The sequence below is a fragment of the Pseudomonas sp. AP19 genome, from assembly GCF_001728855.1.
GTDB classification, from domain to species: Bacteria; Pseudomonadota; Gammaproteobacteria; order Pseudomonadales; family Pseudomonadaceae; genus Aquipseudomonas; species Aquipseudomonas fluorescens.
Map to the genome: position 1 here is coordinate 19,082 of NZ_LXJP01000056.1, position 24,727 is coordinate 43,808.

The 24,727-nt window shown below is 57.6% G+C and carries 22 protein-coding genes; 14 read left to right on the plus strand and 8 right to left on the minus strand.

Features of this window, described 5'->3' with window-relative positions; all coding sequences use genetic code 11:
* Positions 1 to 204 precede the first annotated feature (204 nt).
* The 4 genes from A7D21_RS27725 to A7D21_RS27740 all read right to left on the minus strand — a co-directional run bounded on the left by A7D21_RS27725 (position 205) and on the right by A7D21_RS27740 (position 7,679).
* Entirely contained in the window at positions 205 to 1,833 is a 1,629-nt protein-coding gene (locus A7D21_RS27725) for an ABC transporter substrate-binding protein (protein WP_053254376.1), read from the minus strand.
* A 258-nt stretch (positions 1,834 to 2,091) separates the two neighbouring features.
* Positions 2,092 to 3,693: an ABC transporter substrate-binding protein gene (locus A7D21_RS27730; protein ID WP_069553190.1), complete on the minus strand. Its 1,602-nt coding sequence runs from the start codon at positions 3,691 to 3,693 to the stop codon at positions 2,092 to 2,094.
* Between the two features lie 101 nt (positions 3,694 to 3,794).
* The gene (locus A7D21_RS27735) at positions 3,795 to 6,524 is read right to left on the minus strand and encodes a hypothetical protein (protein ID WP_069553191.1); all 2,730 of its coding nucleotides are present in this window, start codon (positions 6,522 to 6,524) and stop codon (positions 3,795 to 3,797) included.
* A gap of 441 nt (positions 6,525 to 6,965) precedes the next feature.
* A complete protein-coding gene (locus tag A7D21_RS27740) occupies positions 6,966 to 7,679 on the minus strand; it encodes an SIMPL domain-containing protein (protein ID WP_069553192.1) in 714 nt (237 codons plus the stop codon).
* 204 nt (positions 7,680 to 7,883) lie between these two features.
* On the opposite strand from A7D21_RS27740, the gene A7D21_RS27745 reads away from it, so the two are divergent.
* The 3 genes from A7D21_RS27745 to A7D21_RS27755 all read left to right on the plus strand — a co-directional run bounded on the left by A7D21_RS27745 (position 7,884) and on the right by A7D21_RS27755 (position 11,523).
* A complete protein-coding gene (locus A7D21_RS27745; protein WP_053254380.1) occupies positions 7,884 to 9,146 on the plus strand; it encodes an ATP-binding protein in 1,263 nt (420 codons plus the stop codon).
* The gene (locus A7D21_RS27750) at positions 9,139 to 9,699 is read left to right on the plus strand and encodes a response regulator transcription factor (protein WP_004372278.1); all 561 of its coding nucleotides are present in this window, start codon (positions 9,139 to 9,141) and stop codon (positions 9,697 to 9,699) included. The genes A7D21_RS27745 and A7D21_RS27750 overlap by 8 nt, the downstream gene beginning before the upstream one ends.
* Positions 9,700 to 9,798: 99 nt before the next feature.
* Positions 9,799 to 11,523 (plus strand): ABC transporter ATP-binding protein/permease, encoded by a 1,725-nt coding sequence (locus A7D21_RS27755; RefSeq protein WP_069553193.1) that lies wholly within the window; start codon positions 9,799 to 9,801, stop codon positions 11,521 to 11,523.
* A gap of 196 nt (positions 11,524 to 11,719) precedes the next feature.
* Here A7D21_RS27755 and A7D21_RS27760 read toward each other — a convergent pair whose 3' ends face one another.
* Positions 11,720 to 12,157, minus strand: coding sequence for a YhcB family protein (locus tag A7D21_RS27760; RefSeq protein WP_003171734.1), 438 nt, complete (start codon positions 12,155 to 12,157; stop codon positions 11,720 to 11,722).
* 147 nt (positions 12,158 to 12,304) lie between these two features.
* Between A7D21_RS27760 and A7D21_RS27765 the strand changes: the two genes are divergently transcribed.
* The 3 genes from A7D21_RS27765 to zapE all read left to right on the plus strand — a co-directional run bounded on the left by A7D21_RS27765 (position 12,305) and on the right by zapE (position 15,488).
* Complete coding sequence (locus A7D21_RS27765) at positions 12,305 to 12,934, plus strand: alpha/beta hydrolase (RefSeq protein ID WP_053254382.1); 630 nt, start codon at positions 12,305 to 12,307, stop codon at positions 12,932 to 12,934.
* 24 nt (positions 12,935 to 12,958) lie between these two features.
* On the plus strand, positions 12,959 to 14,314 hold the full coding sequence (locus A7D21_RS27770) for a tryptophan--tRNA ligase (RefSeq protein ID WP_069553194.1): 1,356 nt from the start codon (positions 12,959 to 12,961) through the stop codon (positions 14,312 to 14,314).
* Positions 14,315 to 14,393: 79 nt separating this feature from the next.
* Positions 14,394 to 15,488 (plus strand): cell division protein ZapE, encoded by a 1,095-nt coding sequence (gene zapE / locus A7D21_RS27775; RefSeq protein ID WP_053254384.1) that lies wholly within the window; start codon positions 14,394 to 14,396, stop codon positions 15,486 to 15,488.
* A gap of 61 nt (positions 15,489 to 15,549) precedes the next feature.
* Here the strand turns inward: zapE and A7D21_RS27780 are convergent, their stop codons facing one another.
* Both A7D21_RS27780 and A7D21_RS27785 read right to left on the minus strand, forming a co-directional pair.
* Positions 15,550 to 15,807, minus strand: a complete 258-nt coding sequence (locus A7D21_RS27780; RefSeq protein ID WP_069553195.1) for a hypothetical protein — start codon at positions 15,805 to 15,807, stop codon at positions 15,550 to 15,552.
* Positions 15,808 to 16,079: 272 nt separating this feature from the next.
* Positions 16,080 to 17,000 carry a GlxA family transcriptional regulator gene (locus A7D21_RS27785; protein WP_169875909.1) on the minus strand — a complete coding sequence of 307 codons (921 nt, stop codon included), beginning with the start codon at positions 16,998 to 17,000 and terminating at the stop codon, positions 16,080 to 16,082.
* Positions 17,001 to 17,220: 220 nt separating this feature from the next.
* On the opposite strand from A7D21_RS27785, the gene A7D21_RS27790 reads away from it, so the two are divergent.
* Positions 17,221 to 18,357 carry an acyl-CoA dehydrogenase family protein gene (locus A7D21_RS27790; protein ID WP_053254387.1) on the plus strand — a complete coding sequence of 379 codons (1,137 nt, stop codon included), beginning with the start codon at positions 17,221 to 17,223 and terminating at the stop codon, positions 18,355 to 18,357.
* Positions 18,358 to 18,484: 127 nt separating this feature from the next.
* Here the strand turns inward: A7D21_RS27790 and A7D21_RS27795 are convergent, their stop codons facing one another.
* Positions 18,485 to 19,525: an NADP(H)-dependent aldo-keto reductase gene (locus tag A7D21_RS27795; protein WP_053254388.1), complete on the minus strand. Its 1,041-nt coding sequence runs from the start codon at positions 19,523 to 19,525 to the stop codon at positions 18,485 to 18,487.
* 248 nt (positions 19,526 to 19,773) lie between these two features.
* Between A7D21_RS27795 and rplM the strand changes: the two genes are divergently transcribed.
* From rplM to A7D21_RS27830, 7 genes are all read left to right on the plus strand, one after another.
* Positions 19,774 to 20,202, plus strand: a complete 429-nt coding sequence (gene rplM / locus A7D21_RS27800; protein WP_003171742.1) for a 50S ribosomal protein L13 — start codon at positions 19,774 to 19,776, stop codon at positions 20,200 to 20,202.
* A gap of 14 nt (positions 20,203 to 20,216) precedes the next feature.
* Positions 20,217 to 20,609, plus strand: a complete 393-nt coding sequence (gene rpsI / locus A7D21_RS27805; RefSeq protein WP_003171743.1) for a 30S ribosomal protein S9 — start codon at positions 20,217 to 20,219, stop codon at positions 20,607 to 20,609.
* Positions 20,610 to 20,874: 265 nt separating this feature from the next.
* A complete protein-coding gene (petA, locus tag A7D21_RS27810; protein WP_053254389.1) occupies positions 20,875 to 21,471 on the plus strand; it encodes a ubiquinol-cytochrome c reductase iron-sulfur subunit in 597 nt (198 codons plus the stop codon).
* On the plus strand, positions 21,471 to 22,682 hold the full coding sequence (locus tag A7D21_RS27815) for a cytochrome bc complex cytochrome b subunit (RefSeq protein ID WP_053254390.1): 1,212 nt from the start codon (positions 21,471 to 21,473) through the stop codon (positions 22,680 to 22,682). Before petA ends, A7D21_RS27815 begins: the two co-directional genes overlap by 1 nt.
* The gene (locus A7D21_RS27820) at positions 22,682 to 23,461 is read left to right on the plus strand and encodes a cytochrome c1 (RefSeq protein ID WP_069553196.1); all 780 of its coding nucleotides are present in this window, start codon (positions 22,682 to 22,684) and stop codon (positions 23,459 to 23,461) included. Before A7D21_RS27815 ends, A7D21_RS27820 begins: the two co-directional genes overlap by 1 nt.
* Positions 23,462 to 23,610: 149 nt before the next feature.
* Entirely contained in the window at positions 23,611 to 24,228 is a 618-nt protein-coding gene (locus tag A7D21_RS27825) for a glutathione S-transferase N-terminal domain-containing protein (protein ID WP_017138266.1), read from the plus strand.
* A 17-nt stretch (positions 24,229 to 24,245) separates the two neighbouring features.
* Positions 24,246 to 24,665, plus strand: a complete 420-nt coding sequence (locus A7D21_RS27830) for a ClpXP protease specificity-enhancing factor (RefSeq protein WP_053254392.1) — start codon at positions 24,246 to 24,248, stop codon at positions 24,663 to 24,665.
* Positions 24,666 to 24,727: the final 62 nt, after the last annotated feature.

Consider the following 24,727-nt stretch of genomic DNA (forward strand, 5'->3'; position numbering starts at 1 on the left):
GTTATTGGTGCTTCTGCTGTCCTACGACGGTATGGGCCGCGGACTTCGCAGTAAATGCGCCAAAATGGATTGACCTTGTAGGTAACGGGGTTCTACGTCGCGGCTCATTGCTGTAAGACGCAACGAGTTCTGTCGTGGTCCGTTTCCTACTGTCTAGGCGGATGCAATAACGGCGACGTTATGAAACGTCGCCGTTACTAATCCTTACTTGCCGCTTACGCCCACGCCGTAGAAGGAGTTCAAGCCAAACGGGCTGATCTTGAAGTCCTGCACGGTGTTGCGCATGGGTTGATACACCGTCGAGTGCGCGATAGGTGTCATCGGGACTGCATCTTTGAGGATATGTTGCGCCTGCTTGTACAGCTCGGTGCGTTTGGCGACATCCGATGTAGCCTTGGCTTCTTTCACGATGCCGTCGAATTTCTTGTCACACCATTTGGAGAAGTTGTTACCGCCCAGCGAGTCGCAGCCGAACAGCACGTTCAGCCAGTTGTCCGGGTCACCATTGTCGCCGCTCCAGCCAATGATCATGGCCTGGTTTTCGCCGCCTTTGGAACGCTTGATGTACTCGCCCCACTCGTAGCTGACGATGTTGACCTTCAGGCCGATCTGTTTCCAGTCGTTCTGCAGCATCTCGGCCATCAGCTTGGCGTTCGGGTTGTATGGACGTTGAACCGGCATGGCCCACAGGGTGATCTCGGTGCCTTCTTTAACGCCAGCTTCCTTGAGCAACTCCTTGGCCTTGGCCACGTCGTGCGGTGCATCTTTGATGGTGGTGTCGTAGGACCACTGGGTTGGCGGCATGGCGTTGACGGCCAGTTGGCCCGCGCCCTGGTAGACGGAGTCGATGATCTGCTGCTTGTTCACCGAAATGTCCAAGGCTTCACGTACGCGCAGGTCGGACAGCGGGTTAGGCGCGGTCTGGCCTTTGATAACTGGCATGACGTTGTAAGCGATATAGCCCAGGTTGAAACCGGCCTGGTGCGGCATTTTCAGGTCCTTGTCTTCGCTCAGCGCCTTCAGGTCGGCCGGGCGTGGGAACAAGGTGATTTGGCATTCGTTTTTCTTGAGTTTCTGGATACGTACCGATGGGTCAGTCGTGATCGCGAAGATCAGGTTGTCGATCTTGACGTCTTCAGGTTTCCAGTAGTCTTTGTTGCCGGTGTAACGGATGTTCGAGTCTTTCTGGTAGCTCTTGAACACGAACGGGCCAGTGCCGATTGGCTTCTGGTTGATGTCGGTCGCTTTGCCTTCTTTCAACAGCTGGGCGGCGTATTCGGCCGACTGGATCGAAGCGAAGCTCATCGCCATGTTCTGGATGAACGCCGCGTCCACGGTGCCAAGGGTGAACTTGACGGTGTGGTCATCGACTTTCTCGATGTTCTTGATGTTGGTGTCCATCCCCATGTCCGTAAAGTACGGGAACTCGGTAGGGGCGGCTTTGCGGAACGGATCGTCCTTGTTGATCATGCGGTTGAACGTGAACAGCACGTCATCAGCATTAAAGGTACGGGTCGGTTTGAAGTACGAAGTGGTGTGGAACTTCACGCCGTCGCGCAGATGGAAGGTGTACGTCAGGCCATCGGGGGACACGTCCCAGCTAGTGGCCAGCCCAGGAACTACAGCGGTGCCGCCGCGTTCAAACTGGGTCAGACGGTTGAACATGGTTTCGGCCGAGGCATCGAAGTCTGTTCCGGTGGTGTACTGGGCTGCGTCGAAACCGGCCGGGCTCCCTTCGGAGCAAAACACCAGGTTAGTCGCCGCATGGGCGAACGGAGCTGCGGCCATAAGGCCAGCACTCACTAAAAGCGGAAGGACTGCGTGTTTAAGCATGTTGGCCTCATGATTTGTTGTCATTTTTGGTGGTGAGGGCGACCTCGTGAGTCGGCCTGCGGATACTTATGCAGGGGCCATACCCATTGCAAGATGCTGAACCGTTGCAAGCAGCAAAGTGTGGTACGAACGTACAGGAATGTCGCATTTATGAAAGTTTGTACATAAATGCATATATATAGAGGGTTTTTTCGGTGCATTCGGCGCACCAAAAAAGCCCAATCGAGGCGTCTGGCGCACTCGGTTGGGGCGTTGCTGTTACTTATCTAGACTGACACCGTAGAACGGCGTTAAGCCAAACGGACTGATCTTGAAGTCCTGCACTTCTTTTCGAATCGGCTGGAAAACCGTCGAGTTTGCAATAGGCGTTATAGGTACTTGTTCCTTAAGGATTTTCTGCGCCTGTTGATACCACTTGATGCGCTGCTCGCGGTCGCTGCTGAGCTTGGCCTGCTGCACAAGTTTGTCGTAGGCCGGGTTACACCATTTTGCATAATTGCTGCCCTTGACCGCAGCACAACTGTAGAGCACGCCGAGCCAGTTATCCGGGTCGCCGTTGTCGCCGGTCCAGCCATAAATCATTGCGTCGTGCTCGCCATTTTTGGCGCGTTTGATGTATTCGCCCCATTCGTAGCTGACTATATTGGCCTTGATACCCACCTTCTCCCAATCCTGCTGGATCATCTGAGCCGACATTCGCGCATTGGGGTTGGAGGCGCGCTGCACGGTCATCGCCCACAAGTTGATGGTGGTACCGGGTGCAACCCCTGCTTCTTTTAGTAGCGCCCGAGCCTTGGTCGGGTCGTAGGGCGCGTCCTTGATATTCGGGTCATAAGACCACTGCGCGGGAGGCAGCGCGTTCTGCGCCAATTGACCGGCGCTTTGGTAAACGGCCTTGATGATTGCGGGCTTGTCGATGGCCATGTCGAGGGCCTGGCGCACCTTGAGTTGGTCCAGCGGTGGGTGGGTCACGTTGTAAGCCAGGAAGCCCAGGTTGAAACCGGCTTGTTGCAGCACCCGCAGGTTCGGGTCCTGCTTCATCACGTCAATGTCGGCCGGCCGTGGGTAACCGCTGACCTGGCATTCGCCGGCCTTGAGTTTTTGCAAACGCGAGGCCGCGTCCGGGGTGATCGCGAACACCAGGTTGTCGAGCTTCACATCCTCGGGCTTCCAATACTGTTTATTGGCGACGTAGCGAATCTGCGAGTCCTTCTGGTAGCGCTTGAACACAAACGGCCCGGTGCCCACCGGTTTTTGGTTGATGTCCTCCGCCTTGCCTTCTTTGAGCAACTGAGCCGCATATTCGGCCGATTGCACCGAGGCAAAGCTCATGGCCAGGTTCTGCACAAACGCGGCATCGACATTGTTCAGGCTGAAACGCACGGTGTGCTCGTCGAGTTTGTCGACGCTTTTGATCGTGGTGTTCAAACCCATGTCGGTGAAGTACGGCGACTCGGACGGGTAAGCTTTGCGGAATGGGCTCTCGGCGTCCAAAAGCCGGTTGAAGGTGAACAGCACATCATCCGCGTTGAAGTCACGGGTAGGGGTGAAGTACTCGGTGGTGTGGAACTTGACGCCATCGCGCAGATGGAAGGTGTAGGTCAGGCCGTCTTTGGAGACATCCCAACTGGTTGCCAGGCCAGGTTCGACTTCGGTGCCGCCACGCTTGAACTGGGTCAGGCGGTTGAACATGGTTTCGGCGGAGGCATCAAAGTCGGTGCCGCTGGTGTACTGGCTGGGGTCGAAGCCGGCGGGGCTGGCTTCGGAGCAGTAGACCAGGGTGCTGGCGGCGTGAGCCATGGGCATACAGGCCAGGAGGCTGGCGGCGAGTAGCAGTGGTTTAAACGCGATTCTTTCCATGGAGTCCCCTGAAGTGGCTGGCAGCCAAAAATTGCCCAAACGAAAACGGCGGTCACCGAGGTTACCGCCGTTCAGTAAGGGCAGATAGAGGGGAGTACTGATCAGTCCAGTACAGCCGTGATCTCTATACGGGTAGGCGCTGAGGGGTTGATGACATAACCGTCGCCGTCAATTTCATTGCTGGTGTCTATAGTGATTGTTCTTGACGCTTTTACATTTACATCAGTCAGTGTTTCAAGTTCCCCATTACTTTCGTCTAGTCGGGTAAGTATAAAGTCAGATTTCCCTGTGACGGTGGCCGTTTTTCCTTCTCCCGCATACTCGATAATGTAGTGGGGGTCTCGACCGCTACCAAATACTGTGCCGTTGAAACGAGATGTTCGAAACTCATCGGGGGCAGCACCGAGCAACCATTGATTGGCAACTTCAGAAATTCGGGCTCTTAACGCGGCATCTGGTATAGCGATCTCAAACTTTTCAAGGTTTTCTTGTATGACGCTGTTGAGTTCGGCAGTTGACAACGTGGCGCCTTTTTGCTGTTGAAGCAACCGGACCTGTTCGGGGATGTTGATTTCCAGTGTGATGCCCTCTGGCGTGTTCACTGTGAACCGGCTGCGGTTTATATCTCTAATAAATTGCTCACTGTATTCACTCGTCCCGAACGTTGATTTTCCAGCTGTCGGGTGTGGTGTGGCGTGGGCTGGGTTCTCGTCAGCTGTCCAGGAAACCTGCGGTGCGGTCTCACCGTTATCGTTAATAGCAACACCATAGGTATAGGCGTGCTCCTCACCATTGAGGTATTGATCCAGCGTCGTAGAGCCTCGCATTTTTGTCCCGTCTAATTCCAGAAACTGATCCGACATCAACGGGGTCTTGGGTTCGATACTTGGGGTGGGTGATTCGGGGCGTTGCCATGGCCACCTTCCGCCACCCGTTAACACGTCTTTCTTCCACACGCCTGCCTCATCAGGGTTGGCAATAATGCCACTGCTCACCAATTTTGTTGGGTCGCTCGGATCTTTCACTCGCAACAAGTAAGCCGTGCCGTTCCAGGCATCGGGTTTATCCGCGACGAAATACGTTTTGCCCCTGAACTCTATTTCCTGCATCCCCGGGAAGGATGCGGCGGTCTTCGTCGGAGGGGTTACAACTGTGCTCGCAGGTTTGGTGGCGTTTGTGTCAGCCTTGTTCGAAGTTTCTGGCGCTCGCACGAACTCAAAATCGCGCGTCTGCTCATTGTATTTCCAGCTGTACGGCCGCGGCGTCGAGGCGCGGGTAGCGATTGCAGGCTCACCCAGCCCCGCCTCTGCCACAGAGGGTGCAAGTTCGTGCGCCAGTTGCAGGCCCGATATGACTGCAGCGGCCGTGCCGCCCACACGATCGTCGGCGGTCATGCCATAAATGGAGTCATGGACACCGAAGTAAATATTGCCCGCGTTGCCAAGGATGGGCACGTAGCCGAACGTGCGCCCCCACAATTCTTTGGCTTCCTTCCACGTTTGCTGCGAGGCGCCAAATACCTCGGTTTGATCGGCCCACTTTGCGTTGTTGGCGTTGAGCTCTTGATAATCTGCAGCAATGCCGGATTTCAGATCTCCGAACTTTAAATGGTAACTTTGTGTTCGGGATTGAGTGTAATTAAATGTCTCCTTTACGGGGACCTGTTTATCACTGAGGAAGTTATGACGTCCTGGGTAATGAGCATGATTACCCTCAATAATGTTTTCGAGTACATCGCCTGCGGCTGGCCAATGAGCATCTTTTCCGCCTTGCTTGTCCCGGGCGTTAAAGCTGGCCCGCAATGCCTCACGATTATTACCGGCCCAGCGGGCAAAATCATCATCCCCGCCTATTTCATTGACCGTACCGTTCTTCAAGTCAATCATCAGGCCTTGATTGGGTCGGGTGTCATAGTTGCCGTGATAATTGACGTAAGGGATGAACGCGTACCCGGCCATTGGATAGCCGTATATGTTTGGGATGAGCACGTTCCCTTTCTTGTCCAGCGTGCGGTCAACGGCTATTTGACCTTCAGGCGTTAGCGTTTTATAGATATCTTTATCATTGCGCAGGCCTTGCAAGATGCCCTTCACAACATAGGCATCGGCTTTCCCCGAGCGCTTTGCCAATGCGCCTGACTCGTCGCGCAAGGGCTTGGCTATGTCATCTTTCCAGTGATCTTGAAGCTTCGCACCCAGCGCTTCCAGATCGTTGATCTTGCTGCGGTCCTGGGGCTGGATTTCCATGGTTTGGAAGTTGAGCAGGCCGCCTTCCGCTGGTCTATCGTGCTTCAGGGCACCCGCGGCAATTTCCCAGGCAAAATAGGTGCGTGTCTCGGTGTTGGTCTTGACTTCCGGTTTCCATTTCCCCACGTAAGCGTTGAATGTCACGGTGATTTTTTCATGTGGGTCTAACCCAGCGGCCAATAACCCACCGCTGAAGTAGCCGGCAGGCTCCAGAAACTGGCGAGTCTTCTGGAACCTGATATTGCTTTCGCATTCCTCGCCGCTTTCTATGTGCTTGATTTGCGTTACGACCCGACCGGCATAAGCGTCGATCCGCTGTAGGCGCTCCTGTAGCGTGTAACTTGCTGTGGGCGGGGAAACGCCGACCGCCCCATAAATGACGCCCTTGGCGAAATCCAGTTCATGGTTGGGGGTTGGAGCCGAGCTCGGTTTTTGTCCCAGGCCTGAGGCTTTATCTTCTGAAAGGGGCGGCATGCCCGACGGTGTATTTTCTACTGTCGGCGCAGTGTCAATGGCTCGAGTCGGGCGGCTGTGTTGAGCGGGCGTTGTAATAGGCGGCGGTAGCAGAGGCGAGAGTGTATTCATTATCGGGTCGCTTTATTGATCATTAATTAACGATGTTTTCTGGGCGCGAAACAGTACGGCTGGCAGTGCGTGCACCGCGCCAGTACGCCATGTCATGATTTTTACGAGGGGCTGATCAGTGTTCTCTTGACACTGATTAAGTCACGTTTGCGAGTGTGTGATTTACATAAGCCAAAGGATAAAATTAATTTTGTTGGTCTATCTTTTGTACAGAACTTACTTGCTAAACTTTTGAAGTGTCCGCATGGCGTTACTTATCACTGCGTGGCTAAAAGCGTGCGCAAGGTTCCACGTTATGCGTGTGCTCTGTACGAAAAAAGCGCTCATAAGGAGCGGCCTACAGCCACGGGGAAAAACTTACCGCTCGTGGTATTGGAAACCAAGGTATAAAAAAACGGCGCAAGCCCTCAGGGCTGCGCCGTTTGTTTGGAGTCGATAAGCTTACTGCAGGACTTCAATCACGCCATCAGCACTCATGTTCACCTGGCTGGTGCCGGCTTCAACTTCCGGCGTTGGCGCCGAATCCGCCATGGCCGCTTTCATCATCATCCCGCCGTTTCGGGCGTAAGGCATCGGGTAGCCATTGGTGTTGAAGTTCAGATTGACGATCTTGTAACCCTTGCCACCTAACGCATCAGTTGCGAGCTGGGCACGGGCCTTGAACGCGGCAACCGCATCCTTGAGCAACGCATCTTCGCTGGCCTTGCGCGTGGTGTCGGCGATGGCGAAGTCCATGTTTTCCATTTTCAGCGTGCTCAGCAGCTCGCCGGTGAGCTTGGACAGCGCCGGGAAGTCAGCGCTTTCCAGGCGCAGTTCAGCGCGTTCACGCCAGCCGGTGATCTTCTGGTTCTTGTTGTCGTAGATCGGGTAGCTGTTGCGGCTGCCCTGACGCAGGGTCACGCCTTTGACTTCACGAGCCTCGCCCAGCGCCTTGTTCATCGTTGTGGTGATTTCAGCGGCAAGCTTGGCCGGGTCGGCGTTTTGCGATTCGGTGTAGAGGGTGACGATCATCTTGTCGCGGGCAACTTCCTGGCTGACCTCGGCGCGCAGGGAAATCTGGTTGTAATTCAGCGCATCGGCGGCCATGGCGGGAAGGCTGGCCAGGGCGCTGGCGCTGAGGGTCAGAACGGCTGCACTGCGAGTGAAACGAGACATGGAAGCTCCTTGAGATAGTCGTGTTCGGTATGACTGTAGACGGTGATGTCGGGTTCTTCGGGTTTACACATTCGCTACAAGTTGTCGGGTGCCGACGAACGGTCATTTGCTCGGCCTGCGTCAAAGAGCCACACACGCCATGCCAGGCGGCCTGCTTCGTTTATACTCCTGCCGATCCGCCTGCAGCGCTCACCGGGAGAGCTCATGCTCGCCGCCGTAAAACTGACTTCCGCCACACGCCAGAACCTCTGGCGCCTGACGTTCATTCGCACCCTGGTACTGGCCGCACAGGCCGGCTCCGTCGGGCTCGCGTATTGGTTCGACCTGCTGCCGTTGCCGTGGCTGCAACTGGCCGTGACCCTCGGCTTCTCCATCGTGCTGTGTGTGTTTACGGCTATCCGCCTGCGCACCACGTGGCCGGTGACTGAGCTGGAATACGCCCTGCAATTGGCCTGCGACCTGTTTATCCACAGTGTGTTGCTGTATTTCTCCGGTGGTTCCACCAACCCGTTTGTTTCTTATTACCTGGTGCCACTGACCATCGCCGCCGTGACCTTGCCGTGGCGCTACTCAGTGGTGCTGTCGGGTATTGCCCTGACCCTGTACACCCTGTTGTTGGCTCAGTTTTATCCATTGCAGACCTTCCCCATTGCGCGGGAAAACCTGCAGATCTACGGGATGTGGTTGAGTTTTGCGCTGTCCGCCGCCGTTATCACCTTCTTCGCCGCGCGCATGGCCGAAGAACTGCGCCGCCAGGAAGAATTGCGCGCGATTCGTCGCGAAGAAGGCCTGCGCGACCAGCAATTGCTGGCCGTCGCCACTCAGGCGGCTGGCGCCGCCCATGAATTGGGCACGCCGCTGGCAACCATGAGCGTGCTGCTTAATGAGATGGTCCAGGACCATCACGACCCAGCCCTGCAGGATGACCTGAGCGTGCTGCAGGAACAGGTCAAACAGTGCAAGCAGACGCTGCAGCAACTGGTGCGTGCCGCCGAAGCCAACCGGCGCCTGGCCGTCGAGATGCAGGACGTGACCCAGTGGCTCGATGAAGCCCTGAACCGCTGGCACCTGATGCGTCCCGAAGCCAGTTACCGTTTTAACCTGCTGGGCCAGGGCAGCGTGCCACGCATGGCGCCACCCCCGGACCTGACCCAGGCGCTGCTCAACCTGCTGAACAATGCCGCTGACGCCTGCCCCGAAGGCCTGGGCGTGCAGCTGGACTGGGACGCGGAACACGTGACCATCAGCATTCGTGACCACGGCGCGGGCGTGCCGCTGGCCATTGCCGAGCAGATCGGCAAACCGTTCTTTACCACCAAGGGCAAAGGCTTCGGCCTCGGCCTGTTTTTGAGCAAGGCCAGCGTGACCCGCGCGGGCGGCTCAGTGAAGCTCTATAGTCATGAGGAAGGTGGCACGCTCACCGAGCTGCGCCTGCCCCGTGTCGCACGAGGAGATATCGATGAGTGACGAGATCCAAGTCGAAGGCGAAGAACTGCCGCACCTGTTGCTGGTAGATGACGACGCCACCTTTACCCGTGTCATGGCGCGCGCGATGAGCCGTCGTGGTTTCCGTGTCAGCACCGCCGGTTCCGCCGAAGAAGGCCTGAGCATCGCCCAGGCTGACTTGCCGGACTACGCCGCGCTCGACCTGAAAATGGACGGCGACTCCGGCCTGGTGTTGCTGCCCAAGCTGCTGGAACTCGACCCGGAAATGCGCGTGGTGATCCTCACCGGTTATTCCAGCATCGCCACCGCCGTCGAGGCCATCAAACGCGGTGCCTGCAACTACCTGTGCAAGCCGGCGGACGCCGACGACGTACTGGCTGCCTTGCTCTCCGAACACGCCGACCTCGACACCCTGGTGCCGGAAAACCCGATGTCGGTGGACCGTCTGCAGTGGGAACACATCCAGCGCGTGCTGACCGAGCATGAAGGCAATATCTCCGCCACTGCCCGTGCCCTGGGCATGCACCGTCGCACCCTGCAACGCAAGCTGCAGAAACGCCCGGTACGGCGCTGAACAAAGTCTGAACAATCCGCTTCAGGCAGCACGGCGCGCTGAACCGATCGTCTATGATCGGTTCAAACGCCTGTCACATTTTCTTACAGAGCCTGAACGATGAATCAGAACGCTGAGTATTCCGCGGTCAACGACGCGGTGCGTGGGCAATTCTTCCGCCGAACCTGGGCGATGATCACGCCGTATTGGCGCAGTGAAGAGAAGGGCAAGGCCTGGTTGTTGCTGGGTGCGGTGATTGGCTTGTCGCTGTTCAGCGTGGCGATCTCCGTATGGATCAACCACTGGTACAAGGATTTCTACAACGCGCTGGAGAAGAAGGACACTGCCGCTTTCTGGCAGTTGATCGGCTATTTCGGCGGGATCGCCGCCGTCGCGATTCTCGGCGCGGTTTATCGTCTGTACCTGACCCAAATGCTGACGATTCGCTGGCGTGCCTGGCTCACCGAAAAGCATTTCGCGCGCTGGCTTGCCGACAAGAACTACTACCAGCTGGAGCAGGGCGGTTACACCGATAACCCGGACCAGCGGATTTCCGAAGACCTTAACAACTTCACCTCCAGCACCTTGAGTCTGGGGTTAGGCCTGCTGCGCAACGTGGTGAGCCTGGTGTCGTTTTCGATCATCCTGTGGGGGGTATCGGGCAGCATTGAGGTGTTTGGCTTCACCATTCCCGGCTACATGTTCTGGTGCGCCTTGGTCTATGCGGGTGTCGGTAGCTGGTTGACCCACCTGATCGGCCGTCGATTGATCGGCTTAAGCAACCAACAACAACGCTTCGAAGCGGACCTGCGTTTTTCCATGGTGCGGGTGCGTGAGAATGCCGAGAGCATTGCCCTGTACAACGGCGAGCCGAATGAAAACCAGCGCTTGAGTGCTCGCTTCGGCAAGGTTTGGCACAACTTCTGGGACATCATGAAAGTGTCCAAGCGCCTGACCTTCTTTACTGCCGGCTACGGCCAGATTGCGATCATCTTTCCGTTTATCGTCGCCGCACCACGCTACTTCACCGGCAAGATCGAGCTGGGCGAGCTGATGCAGATCAACTCGGCGTTCGGCAACGTGCAAGAGAACTTCAGCTGGTTTATCAACGCGTATGCGGAGCTGGCTTCATGGCGCGCGACCAGTGATCGTCTGCTCAGCTTCCGCCAGGCCATGAGCGACAACGAGCAACGTGCTCCGGCCATTGAGGTGCGCTCCGAGGGGCAGAGTCTGGTCGTGCAGGAGCTGGGCATGGACCTGGCCGACGGTCGCCATTTGCTCACCGACGCCGACATGACCGTAGAGCCGGGCCAGCGGGTGATGCTCAGTGGGCGTTCCGGCAGTGGTAAAAGTACGCTGCTGCGTGCAATGGGCGACTTGTGGCCTGCAGGGCACGGCAGTATTCGCTTGCCGGCGGCGCGTTACCTGTTCCTGCCGCAGAAACCCTACCTGCCGATTGGGACCTTGAAAGCTGCATTGAGTTATCCACAGGACGACGGCGTGTACCCGGCGCAACGTTATGCACAGGTCCTGGAAACCTGCCGCTTGCCGCACCTTGTCAGCCGTCTGGATGAAGCTAACCACTGGCAACGTATGCTCTCACCCGGTGAGCAGCAGCGCCTGGCCTTTGCCCGCGCCTTGTTGTTCGCGCCGCAATGGCTGTACATGGACGAAGCCACCTCGGCCATGGACGAAGAGGATGAGGCGAACTTGTACCAGGCGTTGATCGATGAACTGCCGGGGCTGAGCATCGTCAGCGTCGGCCATCGCAGCAGCCTCAAGCGTTTTCATGGGCGGCATGTGCGGATCGAGGCTGGGCTGTTGCAGGAGCAACCCGTGTCCTGAGGTCACACTCGATCAAAATGTGGGAGCGGGCTTGCTCGCGAATGCGGTCTGTCAGTTGCAGTTGTGTTGACTGATCCACCGCTTTCGCGAGCAAGCCCGCTCCCACACTGGATCGTCATTGTGCTGGAGAGTGAAGCCCACAAAAAAGCCCGGTTGATCATCGATCAGCCGGGCTTTTTTAAGGCTTGAAAATGACTTACTTCTTCAAGCCGTAGTGCTCATCCAGCATGCCTGGGGCGTTTGGCGTTTTTGGCGCGTAGTCCCGTGGTGGCTCCTGGTTTTCCCGCGGAGGGGTCAGGCGTTCCCGTGGGGTTTGCGGTGCATCGGAATGCAACGCAGCCAGCAGACGCTGGCGGGTGATGTCGTCGAGGGCCAGGCGGTTAGCGCCATCGGCGAGGTGATCCTGTACTTCCTGGTAGCTCTGGGTGAGCTTCTTGACCAGGGTCGCGGTGCTGTTGAAGTGGGTAACAACCTCGTTCTGATAACTGTCAAAACGTTCCTGAATGTCATCCAACTGACGCTGCGTGCGGTTAGGCGCGGCATTCGGCAGCAGGCGGGCAACCAGGAATCCAATGGCGACACCGGCGACCAAGGCGAGAGTCGGCAACAACCAAACTAAGAGCGAGTGTTCCACGAGTCCTTCCTCTATAAACGGCTTTGCTTTACGTTAACGGCTCGGACCTGCGCTGTATACCGCGATTAAGCTCGCAATCATGCCATGCACAGACTTTTAGCTAGACGAGTCGACCCTTTGAGAGGTCACGGAGTTCATTCCTTGCTCATGCGTGAAACCCCCGTTTTGATCGATGGCCCGGTTGGCCAATTGGAAGCCCTGTACCTTGATCACCCCGAGCCACGTGGCCTGGCGCTGATCTGCCACCCTAACCCGGTGCAGGGTGGGACCATGCTCAATAAAGTCGTATCGACCCTGCAACGCACTGCGCGCGATGCCGGTTTGATTACTTTACGTTTTAATTACCGGGGTGTCGGTGCCAGCGCCGGGACCCACGATATGGCCACCGGTGAAGTCGACGATGCCGAAGCCTGCGCCAACTGGCTGCGTGAAAAACACCCCGACCTGCCGCTGACACTGCTGGGCTTCTCGTTCGGCGGTTATGTGGCGGCCAGCCTCGGCGGGCGTCTGGAAGCCAGGGGCGAAAAGCTCGCGCACCTGTTCATGGTCGCCGCTGCCGTGATGCGCCTGCGCGATACCGACGTGCTGCCCCAAGGCTGCCCATTGACCCTGATCCAGCCGGAAACCGACGAAGTGGTCGACCCGCAGCTGGTCTACGACTGGTCGGCTGCCTTGAAACGCCCCCATGAGCTGCTGAAAGTGGCAGAATGCGGGCACTTTTTTCATGGCAAGCTCACCGATCTCAAGGATCTGGTGCTGCCGCGCCTCTCGAATTGATAGCAGTCTGATAAGCGATTACCCATGACGACTCGTACCCGTATCCTCACCGGCATCACCACCACCGGCACGCCGCACCTGGGCAACTACGCCGGTGCGATCCGTCCTGCGATCCTCGCCAGCCAGGACGCCAATGCCGATTCCTTCTACTTCCTGGCCGACTACCACGCCCTGATCAAATGCGATGACCCGCAGCGCATCCAGCGCTCGCGTATGGAAATTGCCGCGACCTGGCTGGCCGGTGGCCTGGATGTGAACCGGGTGACCTTTTACCGCCAGTCCGACATCCCGGAAATCCCCGAACTGACCTGGCTGCTGACCTGTGTTGCCGCCAAGGGCCTGCTCAACCGTGCCCACGCCTACAAGGCGTCGGTGGACAAGAACGTCGAAAGCGGCGAAGACCCGGATGCGGGTATCACCATGGGCTTGTACAGCTACCCGGTGCTGATGGCGGCGGACATCCTGATGTTCAACGCGCACAAGGTGCCGGTCGGCCGTGACCAGATCCAGCACGTGGAAATGGCCCGCGACATCGGCCAGCGTTTCAACCACCTGTTCGGCAACGGTAAAGAATTCTTCACCATGCCCGAGGCCCTGATCGAAGAAAGCGTCGCCACCTTGCCGGGCCTCGATGGCCGCAAGATGTCCAAGAGCTACGACAACACCATCCCGTTGTTCACCAGCGCCAAGGACATGAAAGACGCGATCTCGCGGATCGTCACCGACTCCCGCGCGCCCGGCGAAGCCAAGGACCCGGACAATTCGCACCTGTTCACCTTGTTCCAGGCGTTTGCCACCAAGGCCGAGGAAGCGGAATTGCGCAACGCGTTGCTCGAAGGCCTGGGCTGGGGCGAGGCGAAGAACCGTCTGTTCCAACTGCTGGACAATCAATTGGGCGAGGCGCGCGAGCGTTATCACCAGTTGATGTCGCGCCCTTCGGATATGGAAGACCTGCTGCTGATCGGCGCCAAGAAGGCCCGTGCCGTGGCGGCGCCGTTCCTGGCCGAGCTGCGTGAGGCGGTGGGCCTGCGTTCATTCGTCAATCAGGTTGCCGCGCCGGTTGCGGCCAAGAAGAAAGCCTCCAAAGCTGCACGCTTCGTAAGCTTTCGCGAAGACGACGGCAGTTTCCGCTTCCGCCTGTTGGCCGCCGACGGCGAGCAACTGCTGCTGTCGCGCAATTTTGCCGACGGCAAAGCGGCTGGCGCGGTGACCAAGCAATTGCAAAGCGGCGACGCAGTGGACGTGCGTACTGAAGCCCTGAGCTTCAGCGTATGGCTGGACGGCGCTGCGGTGGCCGACAGCGCCGAGTTCGCCGACGAACCGTCGCGCGATGCTGCCATCGCCGCTCTGCGCGTTGCGTTGACCCCCATCGAGGATTAACCCGACCAAGGGTTGATTGCCATTATCCAGGGCCGTCGTTACAGTGACGGCCCGTTTTTGTTGCCTTGCTAACGAAATTATGACGCCCCTAGAACGATATCAAGCTGATCTGAAACGCCCTGAATTCTTCCATGACGCGGCCCAGGAAACGGCGGTGCGTCATTTGCAGCGCCTGTACGACGACCTGGTCGCGGCCTCGCAAAGCAAGCCAGGGATGTTCAGCAAGCTGTTTGGCAAGAAAGACCACACGCCGGTCAAAGGCCTGTATTTCTGGGGTGGCGTGGGCCGGGGCAAGACGTACCTGGTCGATACCTTCTTCGAAGCGCTGCCGTTCAAGGAAAAGGTGCGTACGCACTTTCACCGCTTCATGAAGCGTGTGCACGAGGAGATGAAGACCCTGCCGGGTGAGAAAAACCCGCTGACTATCATCGCCAAGCGTTTCTCCGACGAAGCGCGGGTGATCTGCTTCGATGAATTCTTCGTTTCCGACATCACCGACGCCATGATCCTCGGCACGCTGATGGAAGAATTGTTCAAGAACGGCGTGACCCTGGTCGCCACCTCGAACATCGTGCCTGACGGCTTGTACAAGGACGGCCTGCAACGTGCGCGCTTCCTGCCGGCCATCGCGCTGATCAAGCAGAACACCGAGATCGTCAACGTCGACAGCGGCGTGGACTACCGCCTGCGTCACCTTGAGCAAGCGGAGCTGTTCCACTTCCCGCTGAACGAAGCGGCGCACGACAGCCTGAAAAAAAGCTTCCGCGCGCTCACGCCGGAATGCACCCAGGCGGTGGAAAACGACAAGCTGATGATCGAGAACCGCGAAATCATTGCGTTGCGCACCTGCGACGACGTGGCCTGGTTCGAATTCCGCCAACTGTGCGACGGCCCGCGCAGCCAGAACGATTACATCGAGCTGGGCAAGATCTTCCACGCGGTGATCCTCAGCGGCGTGGAGCAGATGAGTGTCACCACTGACGACATCGCGCGCCGGTTTATCAACATGGTCGACGAATTCTACGACCGTAACGTCAAGCTGATCATCTCGGCCGAAGTCGAACTCAAAGACCTCTACACCGGCGGTCGCTTGAACTTCGAATTCCAGCGCACGCTGAGCCGCTTGCTGGAAATGCAATCCCACGAGTTCCTGTCGCGAGGGCATAAGCCGTAAGTGATGTGATCCAGATAAAAGGCCCGCTGCGATTGCGGGCCTTTTACATTGTTGGTGCGGGTTAAAAAGTGATCTGGTCTGCTTCGGGCGGCGGTGGTAGCACGAGGAACTTGGATTTGCCCTCCATCTGGTAGATCGCGCCGTCCGAACCCCTAATTAATGGTCCCTTCCCCCCCTCTTCCTCATCATCATCCTTCTTCTTCTTTTTCTCCTCCAGAATTTCAGTCAACGATTTAATCTGATTTTCGTTTGATGGACTTGCGCCTGTCACGTCCAGCTGTATAGCCGGGCTGAAAGAGCTGCTTCCTATGGATGACATGATTGAGTCTCCGTCCTGGTTTGAACGACATGGATGTTGAAAACGCTCCCTGTGATCCGGAACGCGGTCCGGCAGATATAAGCGATTTTTACCTTGCTTAAAATGCCAGATACCCAGGGCGCAGCGGGTCGGCTTCGTCCTGTCTAGCTGTAGGAATTGGAGGTCTTGCGGGCAGATATTGCTTAAGGCCTTGGTAAGGCTGCATAAGGCTTTCAGTTCGACCCTGCACCATTGCGGTATGACAGGGTCGCTTGCATCGTCAGGTGCCGTACCTACGCGGCTTGCTGAAATTGCTGCCGGTATTGGTTTGGCGACAACTCGGTGTGCTGCCTGAACAGCCGCGCAAAGAAGCTCGCATCGTCGTAACCCACCTCATAGCTGATGGTCTTGATGCTCTTGCGGCTTGCCGAGAGCAGGCCTTTGGCCGTCTCGATACGCAGCCGTTGCAGGTAATGCAGCGGCTTGTCGCCGGTGGCGGTCTGGAAACGGCGCATGAAGTTGCGGATGCTCATGCCGTGTTCCCGGGCGACGTCTTCGAAGCGGAACTTGTCGGCGAAATGCTCTTCGAGCCAGTGCTGGATCTGCAGGATGATCACGTCCTGGTGCAGCTTCTGCCCACCAAAGCCGATACGCCCAGGTGCGTAGCTGCGCTGCACTTCGTAGAGGATATCGCGGGCCACGGCCTGGGCGATGTTGGCGCCGCAGAAACGTTCGATCAGGTAGATGTAGAGGTCGCACGCTGAGGTGGTGCCGCCGGCGCAATACAGGTTGTCGGCGTCGGTGAGGTGCTTGTCCTGGTTGAGCTGCACCTGGGGGAAGCGCTCGCTGAAGGCATTGAAGAAACGCCAGTAGGTGGTCGCTTCCTTGCCATCGAGCAGGCCGGCTTCGGCCAGCCAGAACACGCCGGTGGCTTCGCCGCACAGCACCGCGCCGCGGGCGTGTTGCTCGCGCAGCCAGGGCAGCACTTGGGGGTAACGGCTGCACAGCGCGTCGAAGTCGTCCCAGAAGGCCGGCAACACGATGATGTCGGCGTTTTCCAGGCCGCCGTCCACCGGCATGATCACATCGCTGAAGCTGCGTACCGATTGCCCGTCGGGGCTGACCAGGCGCGTTTCAAACGCTGGGGTCAGGCCCAGGCCTTGTTGTTTGCCATACCGCAGGCTGGCGAGATGGAAGAAATCCTTGGCTTGCATGAGGGTGGAAGCGAATACCCGATCAATGGCCAAAATGCTGACGCGCCGCAGGGGCGTGGAGATTTGGTTAGACATAATTTCATTTATTCTTATAGGGGAAAGTGGTCACCAGACGGCTGGATCGTCTTATTTTTTGTCGCATGTGTCCAGTGTCCCGTGACGCCTTCGCGGCATAGTCTCTGTGGGCTCGTCCTTGTCCGACAATCCACGCAGGTGACCCATGATCCCCAGAACCTTGTTCAGCTCGGAGCACGAACTCTTCCGCGAGAGCGTGCGCACCTTCCTCGAAAAACACGCCGCGCCGTTCCATGCGCAGTGGGAGAAACAGGGCTACATCGACCGTAGCCTGTGGAGCAAGGCGGGGGAGGCGGGGATGCTGTGTTCTCATCTGCCGGAGGCATATGGCGGCCTGGGTGCGGACTTTCTCTACAGCGCCGTGGTGATTGAGGAAATCAGCCGACTGGGGCTGACCGGCATTGGTTTTTCCCTGCATTCGGACATCGTGGCGCCCTACATCCTGCATTACGGCAGTGAAGCGCTGAAGCACAAGTACCTGCCACAATTGATCTCCGGCGAGAGGGTCACGGCCATCGCCATGACTGAGCCTGGGGCGGGTTCCGATCTGCAAGGCGTGAAGACCACGGCGGTATTGGACGGCGATGAGTATGTGATCAACGGTTCCAAGACCTTTATCACCAACGGCTTTCTCGCTGAGCTGGTGATCGTCGTGGCCAAGACCGACCCCAAGGCCGGTGCCAAGGGCATCAGCCTGTTTTTGGTGGAGGCTGATACGCCGGGCTTCGACAAGGGCAAGCGCCTGGAGAAGGTGGGCATGAAGGCCCAGGACACCTCGGAGCTGTTTTTTCAGGACGTGCGTGTGCCCAAGGAAAACCTGTTGGGCCAGGCCGGCATGGGCTTCGCTTATTTGATGCAGGAGTTGCCCCAGGAGCGCCTGACCGTGGCGATTGGCGCGCTGTCGTCAGCCGAGGCGGCGCTGCAATGGACATTGGAATACACCCGTGAGCGCAAGGCGTTCGGCAAGGCTATTGCCGACTTCCAGAACACCCGGTTCAAACTGGCGGAGATGGCCACCGAGATTCAGATCGGCCGCGTGTTTGTGGATAAATGCATGGCGTTGCATCTGGACGGCAAACTCGATGTGCCCACGGCGGCGATGGCCAAGTATTGGGCCACGGACCTGCAATGCAAGGTGCTCGACGAGTGCGTGCAACTGCACGGTGGTTACGGCTTTATGTGGGAATACCCGATTGCCCGGGCCTGGGCTGATGCGCGGGTGCAGCGGATTTATGCTGGGACCAACGAGATCATGAAGGAGATTATCGCGCGGGCGCTTTGATGCTTTTGCAGTGCGGCTCAGGGCCCCTCGCGGGCAAGCCCGGCGCCTGCACTTGAGCGCATTCCAAATGGATTGACTCGGTCAAATGTGGCAGCGGGCGTGCTCGCGAAAGCGGCTTAAGGATCAATCAAGGGGCTGGGTTCGGATGGTCCTTCTGAATCGCCTCAATCCCTTCCAGCACTTCTTTGGATAGCCTCAGGTCGGCACTGGCAATGTTGCTGTCCAGTTGCTCCAGGCTCGTGGCGCCAATAATGTTGCTGGTCACAAACGGCTGTTGCGTCACAAACGCCAGTGCCATCTGCGCCGGGTCCAGGCCATGCGCGCGCGCCAGTGCCACATAGCGGCTGCAGGCTGCTTCTGACTGCGGGTTGAAGTAGCGACTGAAGCGGCTGTATTCGGTCAGGCGGGCTTTTGCCGGGCGGGCACCGCCTTCGTATTTGCCGCTGAGCATGCCGAAGGCCAGCGGCGAGTAGGCCAGCAGGCCGCATTGCTCACGAATGGCGACTTCCGCCAGGCCCACTTCAAAGCTGCGGTTGAGCAGGTTGTAGGGGTTCTGGATCGACACTGCGCGGGTCCAGCCACGGGCTTCGGCCAGGGCCAGGAACTTCATGGTGCCCCACGGGGTTTCGTTGGACAGGCCGATATGGCGGATCTTGCCGGCCTTGACCTGTGCGTCGAGCGCTTCGAGGGTTTCCTCCAGCGGCGTCAGGTCGTCTTCGTCCTTGTGCTTGTAGCTCAGTTGGCCGAAGAAGTTGGTGCTGCGCTCCGGCCAGTGCAACTGGTAGAGGTCGATCCAGTCGGTTTGCAGGCGCTTGAGGCTGGCATCCAGGGCGTCGACGATGTGCTTGCGGTTGTGGCGCAAGTGGCCGTCACGGATGTAGTCGATGGTATTGCCGGGGCCCGCGATCTTGCTGGCGAGGATCCAGTCGGCCCGGTCGCCACGGCTTTTGAAGTAATTACCGATATAGCGTTCGGTGGTGGCATAGGTGTCGGCCTTCGGCGGCACCGGGTACATTTCTGCGGTGTCGAGGAAGTTGATCCCTGCGGCCTTGGCCCGTTCGATCTGCGCGAAGGCCTCTGCCTCGCTGTTCTGCTCGCCCCAGGTCATGGTGCCCAAGGCTATCGCGCTTACATTCAGATCGGTGCGGCCCAGCTGTCGATAATCCATCGGGTACTCCTTCGGGGAAAACAATCATAAAAGCAGGTTGAATTTTTTTTCGCAATCTGCATAATTGCCCACCTCTTTCTGCAGTGGAAGTGATGCGCCGCCTGCCGAAGAATCTTGCCGTTGAACGGACGCGCCGACCCGAGCCCCCGATAGCGTCTGTATCCGGCTGCCTTTGACTTGTCAAAGTACGCACTATTCAGTAAGATCCGCCGTCTAATTTACAGGGCGGCCCCTGAGGCTATTAAAGAATGACAACTTTTACTGCAAAACCGGAAACAGTTCAGCGCGACTGGTTTGTCGTCGACGCCGCTGGTCAGACCCTGGGTCGTCTGGCCACTGAAGTCGCCAGCCGTCTGCGTGGCAAGCACAAGCCTGAATACACCCCTCACGTTGATACCGGTGACTACATCGTAATCATCAACGCTGAGCAGGTACGTGTTACCGGCAACAAAGCGCAAGACAAAATGTACTACCGTCACTCCGGTTTCCCAGGCGGTATCAAGTCTTCCAACTTTGAAGGCCTGATTTCCAAGAAGCCTGAAGCCCCGATCGAAATCGCGGTCAAAGGCATGCTGCCGAAGGGCCCACTGGGTCGCGATATGTTTCGCAAGCTGAAAGTCTATGCGGGCGCTGTACACCCTCATGCTGCTCAGCAGCCCCAAGAACTGAAGTTTTAACGGAATAGTTCATTATGTCGGCGACTCAAAATTACGGCACTGGCCGTCGCAAAACCGCAACCGCACGCGTTTTCCTGCGTCCGGGCACTGGTAACATCTCGATCAACAACCGCACTCTGGACAACTTCTTCGGTCGCGAAACTGCCCGCATGGTAGTTCGTCAGCCGCTGGAATTGACCGAGACCGTTGAAAAGTTCGACATCTACGTCACAGTTATCGGTGGCGGTGTAAGTGGTCAAGCTGGCGCAATCCGCCACGGTATCACTCGCGCTCTGATGCAGTACGACGAAACCCTGCGTGGCGCTCTGCGCAAAGCTGGCTTCGTAACTCGCGATGCTCGTGAAGTTGAACGTAAGAAAGTCGGTCTGCGTAAAGCGCGTAAGCGTCCGCAGTACTCGAAGCGTTAATTCGCTTTACGTTCCACAAGAACGCCCAACTCCTCACGGAGCTGGGCGTTTTTTATTGCCTGCGATTTATGCACATTTTTCGCCGTGACAACTTGCCACATCCGTAGACCCCCTATACTACAAGGCCTGGAGAGGGAGCCTCGGGCAATTCCCTTGTCATACGTGGGGCTTTTCATTACCATTCGGCAAAATTTTTATAAGTAAAGATTCAACACTTAGTAGACGCCTGATTTAACAGGCCAAAAAGCTGATGGGAGAGGACTGAATGAGCAATGACGGCGTGAATGCAGGCCGGCGTCGCTTCTTGGTAGCAGCCACATCCGTGGTGGGTGCTGCAGGAGCGGTGGGGGCTGCGGTCCCGTTCGTGGGGTCATGGTTTCCCAGTGCCAAGGCGAAAGCCGCAGGTGCACCGGTGAAGGTGAATGTCAGCAAGATCGACCCAGGCCAGCAGATGATTGCTGAGTGGCGCGGTCAGCCGGTCTTCATCGTTCGTCGTACTGAGGAAATCCTGGGGAATCTGAAGAAAATCGAAGGTCAGCTGTCTGACCCCGACTCCAAGAATTCCGAGCAACCCGCCTACGTTGATAAGGAAATCCGTTCGATCAAGCCAGAGATTCTGCTGCTGATCGGTATCTGCACCCACCTGGGTTGCTCGCCTACCTTCCGCCCTGAAGTTGCCCCTGCCGACCTGGGCAAAGACTGGGTGGGTGGCTACTTCTGCCCTTGCCACGGTTCCCACTACGACCTGGCCGGCCGCGTCTACAAGTCACAACCCGCACCACTGAACCTGCCAGTTCCGCCACATCACTACGAGACTGACAGTGTCATTGTCATTGGCGTCGACGAGGGGGAGAAAGCCTGATGAGCAAGTTCATGGATTGGGTGGATGCGCGCTTCCCCGCGACTAAAATGTGGGAAGACCATCTCAGCAAATATTACGCACCAAAAAACTTCAACTTCTTCTACTTCTTCGGCTCGCTGGCGCTGTTGGTGCTGGTTAACCAGATCGTCACTGGCGTCTGGCTGACGATGAGCTACACCCCGTCGGCGGAAGAGGCGTTCGCCTCCGTCGAGTACATCATGCGTGATGTCGAGTACGGCTCGATCCTGCGCCTGCTGCACTCCACCGGCGCTTCGGCGTTCTTCATCGTCGTCTACATGCACATGTTCCGTGGCCTGCTGTACGGCTCTTACCAGAAGCCTCGCGAGCTGGTGTGGGTGTTCGGCATGTTGATCTACCTGGCGCTGATGGCCGAGGCTTTCATGGGCTACCTGCTGCCGTGGGGGCAGATGTCGTACTGGGGCGCCCAGGTGATCATCTCGCTGTTTGGTGCGATTCCGGTGATCGGCAATGACCTGACCCAGTGGATCCGGGGTGACTACCTGATCTCCGGCATCACCCTGAACCGCTTCTTTGCCTTGCACGTCGTGGCCCTGCCGATTGTGATTCTGGGCCTGGTTGTGTTGCACATCCTGGCGCTGCACGAAGTGGGTTCGAACAACCCGGACGGCGTGGACATCAAGAAGCATAAAGACGAAAACGGCATCCCGTTGGACGGCATTCCGTTCCACCCGTACTACACCGTGAAAGACATTGTCGGCGTCGTCGTCTTCCTGTTCATCTTCTGCTCGATCGTGTTCTTTTTCCCGGAAATGGGTGGTTATTTCCTGGAGAAGCCGAACTTTGAACAAGCCAACGCCTTCAAGACACCTGAGCACATTGCGCCGGTCTGGTACTTCACGCCGTTCTACGCGATCTTGCGTGCGATTCCCGACAAGCTCATGGGCGTGATGGCAATGGGGGCATCGATCGCCATGCTATTCGTCTTGCCGTGGCTCGACCGAAGCCCGGTCAAGTCCATGCGCTACAAGGGCTGGCTGAGCAAGATCTGGCTGTGGGTGTTCTGCATTGCGTTCGTGATCCTGGGTGTATTGGGCGTATTGGCGCCGACGCCTGAGCGCACGTTGCTGTCACAGGTTTGCACCTTCCTGTACTTCGCCTACTTCATTCTGATGCCGTTCTACACCCGGCTCGAGAAGACCAAACCGGTTCCGGAAAGGGTGACTGGCTGATGAAAAAGTTATTTGTTGCTTTGATGCTTGCGGCGCTGCCGCTACTGTCCTTCGCGGCCGAGCACGGCCCGGAGCTGGAAAAAGTCGACATCGACGTGTCCGACAAGGCCGCCATGCAGGATGGGCTGCGTACCTTCACCAACTACTGCATGGGCTGCCACAGCGCCAAGTTCCAGCGTTACGAGCGTGTCGCCGATGACCTGGGGATCCCGCATGACGTGATGCTCAGCCACTCGGTGTTCACCGGCGCGAAAATCGGCGACCACATGAGCATCGGTATGCAGCCAGCCGACGCCAAGGTCTGGTTCGGTGCAGCACCGCCTGACCTGACCCTGGTGGCGCGCGTGCGCGGCACCGATTGGCTCTACGGTTACCTGAAATCCTTCTACGAAGACCCGGCGCGTCCTTATGGCGTGAACAACAAAGTCTTCCCGAACGTCGGCATGCCCAACGTTCTGGTCGGCCTGCAGGGTCGCCAAGTGGTAGGATGCAAGCAGGTTCAGGTCGTTGAAGACGGCAAGAAGCAATATGATCCGTTGACTGGCACGCCTCTGACACATGAAGCGTGCGACCAACTGACCATCGTGCCCAAGACCGGTACGCTGAACGAAGAGCAGTTCGACGAGAAGGTCAAGAATCTGGTGACCTTCCTGGCCTACTCGGCCAACCCGGTCAAACTGCAACATCAGCGCATTGGTACTTATGTGTTGCTGTACCTGGCCTTCTTCTTCGTATTCGCCTATCTGCTCAAACGCGAATACTGGAAGGATGTGCATTGATCCAACCGTAAGCAATTGCTGTTAATCTTGCGCGCCCAGCGGCATCTCTGAATACGTAGCGCTCTGGTTCAACCAGGCACTGCAGAGATGCTCTCTGGGCGCGCTCGTTTTTGAGCTTTCGATAATTTCAACAAGCGAGGAGGACCGCCATGGGCGTGACCAATCGGTTGGCCTGTTACTCCGACCCCGCCGACCACTATTCCCACCGAGTACGCATCGTGCTCGCAGAGAAGGGTGTCAGCGCCGAGATCATCAGTGTGGAGGCAGGACGTCATCCGCCGAAACTGATCGAAGTGAACCCTTACGGCAGCTTGCCCACCCTGGTCGATCGTGACCTGGCGTTGTGGGAGTCAACCGTGGTGATGGAATACCTGGATGAGCGTTACCCGCATCCACCTTTGTTGCCGGTGTATCCGGTGGCGCGTGCCAACAGTCGCCTGCTGATCCATCGGATCCAGCGTGACTGGTGTGGGCTGGTGGATGTGATTCTGGATACACGCAGTAAAGAAGCCGTTCGGGTGCAGGCGCGTAAGGAATTGCGCGAGAGCCTGACGGGTGTTTCGCCGCTGTTCGCCGACAAACCTTTTTTCCTCAGCGAGGAACAAAGCTTGGTGGATTGCTGCCTATTACCCATACTCTGGCGCTTGCCGATCCTGGGCATTGAACTGCCACGGCCGGCCAAGCCGTTGCTTGATTACATGGAGCGCCAGTTTGCGCGTGAGGCTTTCCAGGCAAGTCTGTCTGGTGTCGAACGCGACATGCGCTAAGGCTTAAGGAGCCGCTGATGAACTCCAGTCGACCCTATTTGGTCCGCGCGCTCTATGAGTGGATCGTGGACAACGATTGCACCCCGCACATGCTGGTCAACTCTGAATTTCCCAAGGTTGACGTGCCGCAGGGTTTTGCCAGTGATGGGCAGATCGTGCTGAACGTATCACCCAGTGCTGTGCGCCACCTGCACATGGACAACGAAGCGGTAAGCTTCGAAGGGCGTTTTGGCGGCGTGCCGCATACGCTGTTCGTGCCGATTGGCGCAATCCTCGGGATCTATGCCCGTGAGAATGGCCAAGGCATGGTGTTCGATCTGGAGTCGCCTTTCGAGGACGATGAAGCGATCGAAGGTGACGACGGTGACGATCTGCCACCGCCGGACTCCGAGCCTCCGCGTCCAAGCGGCCGGCCGAGCTTGAAAGTGGTGAAGTAAGCGGCGTTCACTTTCGGGTGAGCCTTAAAAATGCCTCGGCCTGTGCCGGGGCATTTTTTTGG

Bases quoted from the DNA above. Each gene is read 5' to 3' on its own strand.
- A7D21_RS27725 (WP_053254376.1), bottom strand. From the start codon at position 1,833: ATGCTTAAACACGCAGTCCTTCCGCTTTTAGTGAGTGCTGGCCTTATG.
- A7D21_RS27730 (WP_069553190.1), bottom strand. From the start codon at position 3,693: ATGGAAAGAATCGCGTTTAAACCACTGCTACTCGCCGCCAGCCTCCTG.
- A7D21_RS27735 (WP_069553191.1), bottom strand. From the start codon at position 6,524: ATGAATACACTCTCGCCTCTGCTACCGCCGCCTATTACAACGCCCGCT.
- A7D21_RS27740 (WP_069553192.1), bottom strand. From the start codon at position 7,679: ATGTCTCGTTTCACTCGCAGTGCAGCCGTTCTGACCCTCAGCGCCAGC.
- A7D21_RS27745 (WP_053254380.1), top strand. From the start codon at position 7,884: ATGCTCGCCGCCGTAAAACTGACTTCCGCCACACGCCAGAACCTCTGG.
- A7D21_RS27750 (WP_004372278.1), top strand. From the start codon at position 9,139: ATGAGTGACGAGATCCAAGTCGAAGGCGAAGAACTGCCGCACCTGTTG.
- A7D21_RS27755 (WP_069553193.1), top strand. From the start codon at position 9,799: ATGAATCAGAACGCTGAGTATTCCGCGGTCAACGACGCGGTGCGTGGG.
- A7D21_RS27765 (WP_053254382.1), top strand. From the start codon at position 12,305: ATGCGTGAAACCCCCGTTTTGATCGATGGCCCGGTTGGCCAATTGGAA.
- A7D21_RS27770 (WP_069553194.1), top strand. From the start codon at position 12,959: ATGACGACTCGTACCCGTATCCTCACCGGCATCACCACCACCGGCACG.
- zapE (WP_053254384.1), top strand. From the start codon at position 14,394: ATGACGCCCCTAGAACGATATCAAGCTGATCTGAAACGCCCTGAATTC.
- A7D21_RS27780 (WP_069553195.1), bottom strand. From the start codon at position 15,807: ATGTCATCCATAGGAAGCAGCTCTTTCAGCCCGGCTATACAGCTGGAC.
- A7D21_RS27785 (WP_169875909.1), bottom strand. From the start codon at position 17,000: ATGCAAGCCAAGGATTTCTTCCATCTCGCCAGCCTGCGGTATGGCAAA.
- A7D21_RS27790 (WP_053254387.1), top strand. From the start codon at position 17,221: ATGATCCCCAGAACCTTGTTCAGCTCGGAGCACGAACTCTTCCGCGAG.
- A7D21_RS27795 (WP_053254388.1), bottom strand. From the start codon at position 19,525: ATGGATTATCGACAGCTGGGCCGCACCGATCTGAATGTAAGCGCGATA.
- rplM (WP_003171742.1), top strand. From the start codon at position 19,774: ATGACAACTTTTACTGCAAAACCGGAAACAGTTCAGCGCGACTGGTTT.
- rpsI (WP_003171743.1), top strand. From the start codon at position 20,217: ATGTCGGCGACTCAAAATTACGGCACTGGCCGTCGCAAAACCGCAACC.
- petA (WP_053254389.1), top strand. From the start codon at position 20,875: ATGAGCAATGACGGCGTGAATGCAGGCCGGCGTCGCTTCTTGGTAGCA.
- A7D21_RS27815 (WP_053254390.1), top strand. From the start codon at position 21,471: ATGAGCAAGTTCATGGATTGGGTGGATGCGCGCTTCCCCGCGACTAAA.
- A7D21_RS27820 (WP_069553196.1), top strand. From the start codon at position 22,682: ATGAAAAAGTTATTTGTTGCTTTGATGCTTGCGGCGCTGCCGCTACTG.
- A7D21_RS27825 (WP_017138266.1), top strand. From the start codon at position 23,611: ATGGGCGTGACCAATCGGTTGGCCTGTTACTCCGACCCCGCCGACCAC.
- A7D21_RS27830 (WP_053254392.1), top strand. From the start codon at position 24,246: ATGAACTCCAGTCGACCCTATTTGGTCCGCGCGCTCTATGAGTGGATC.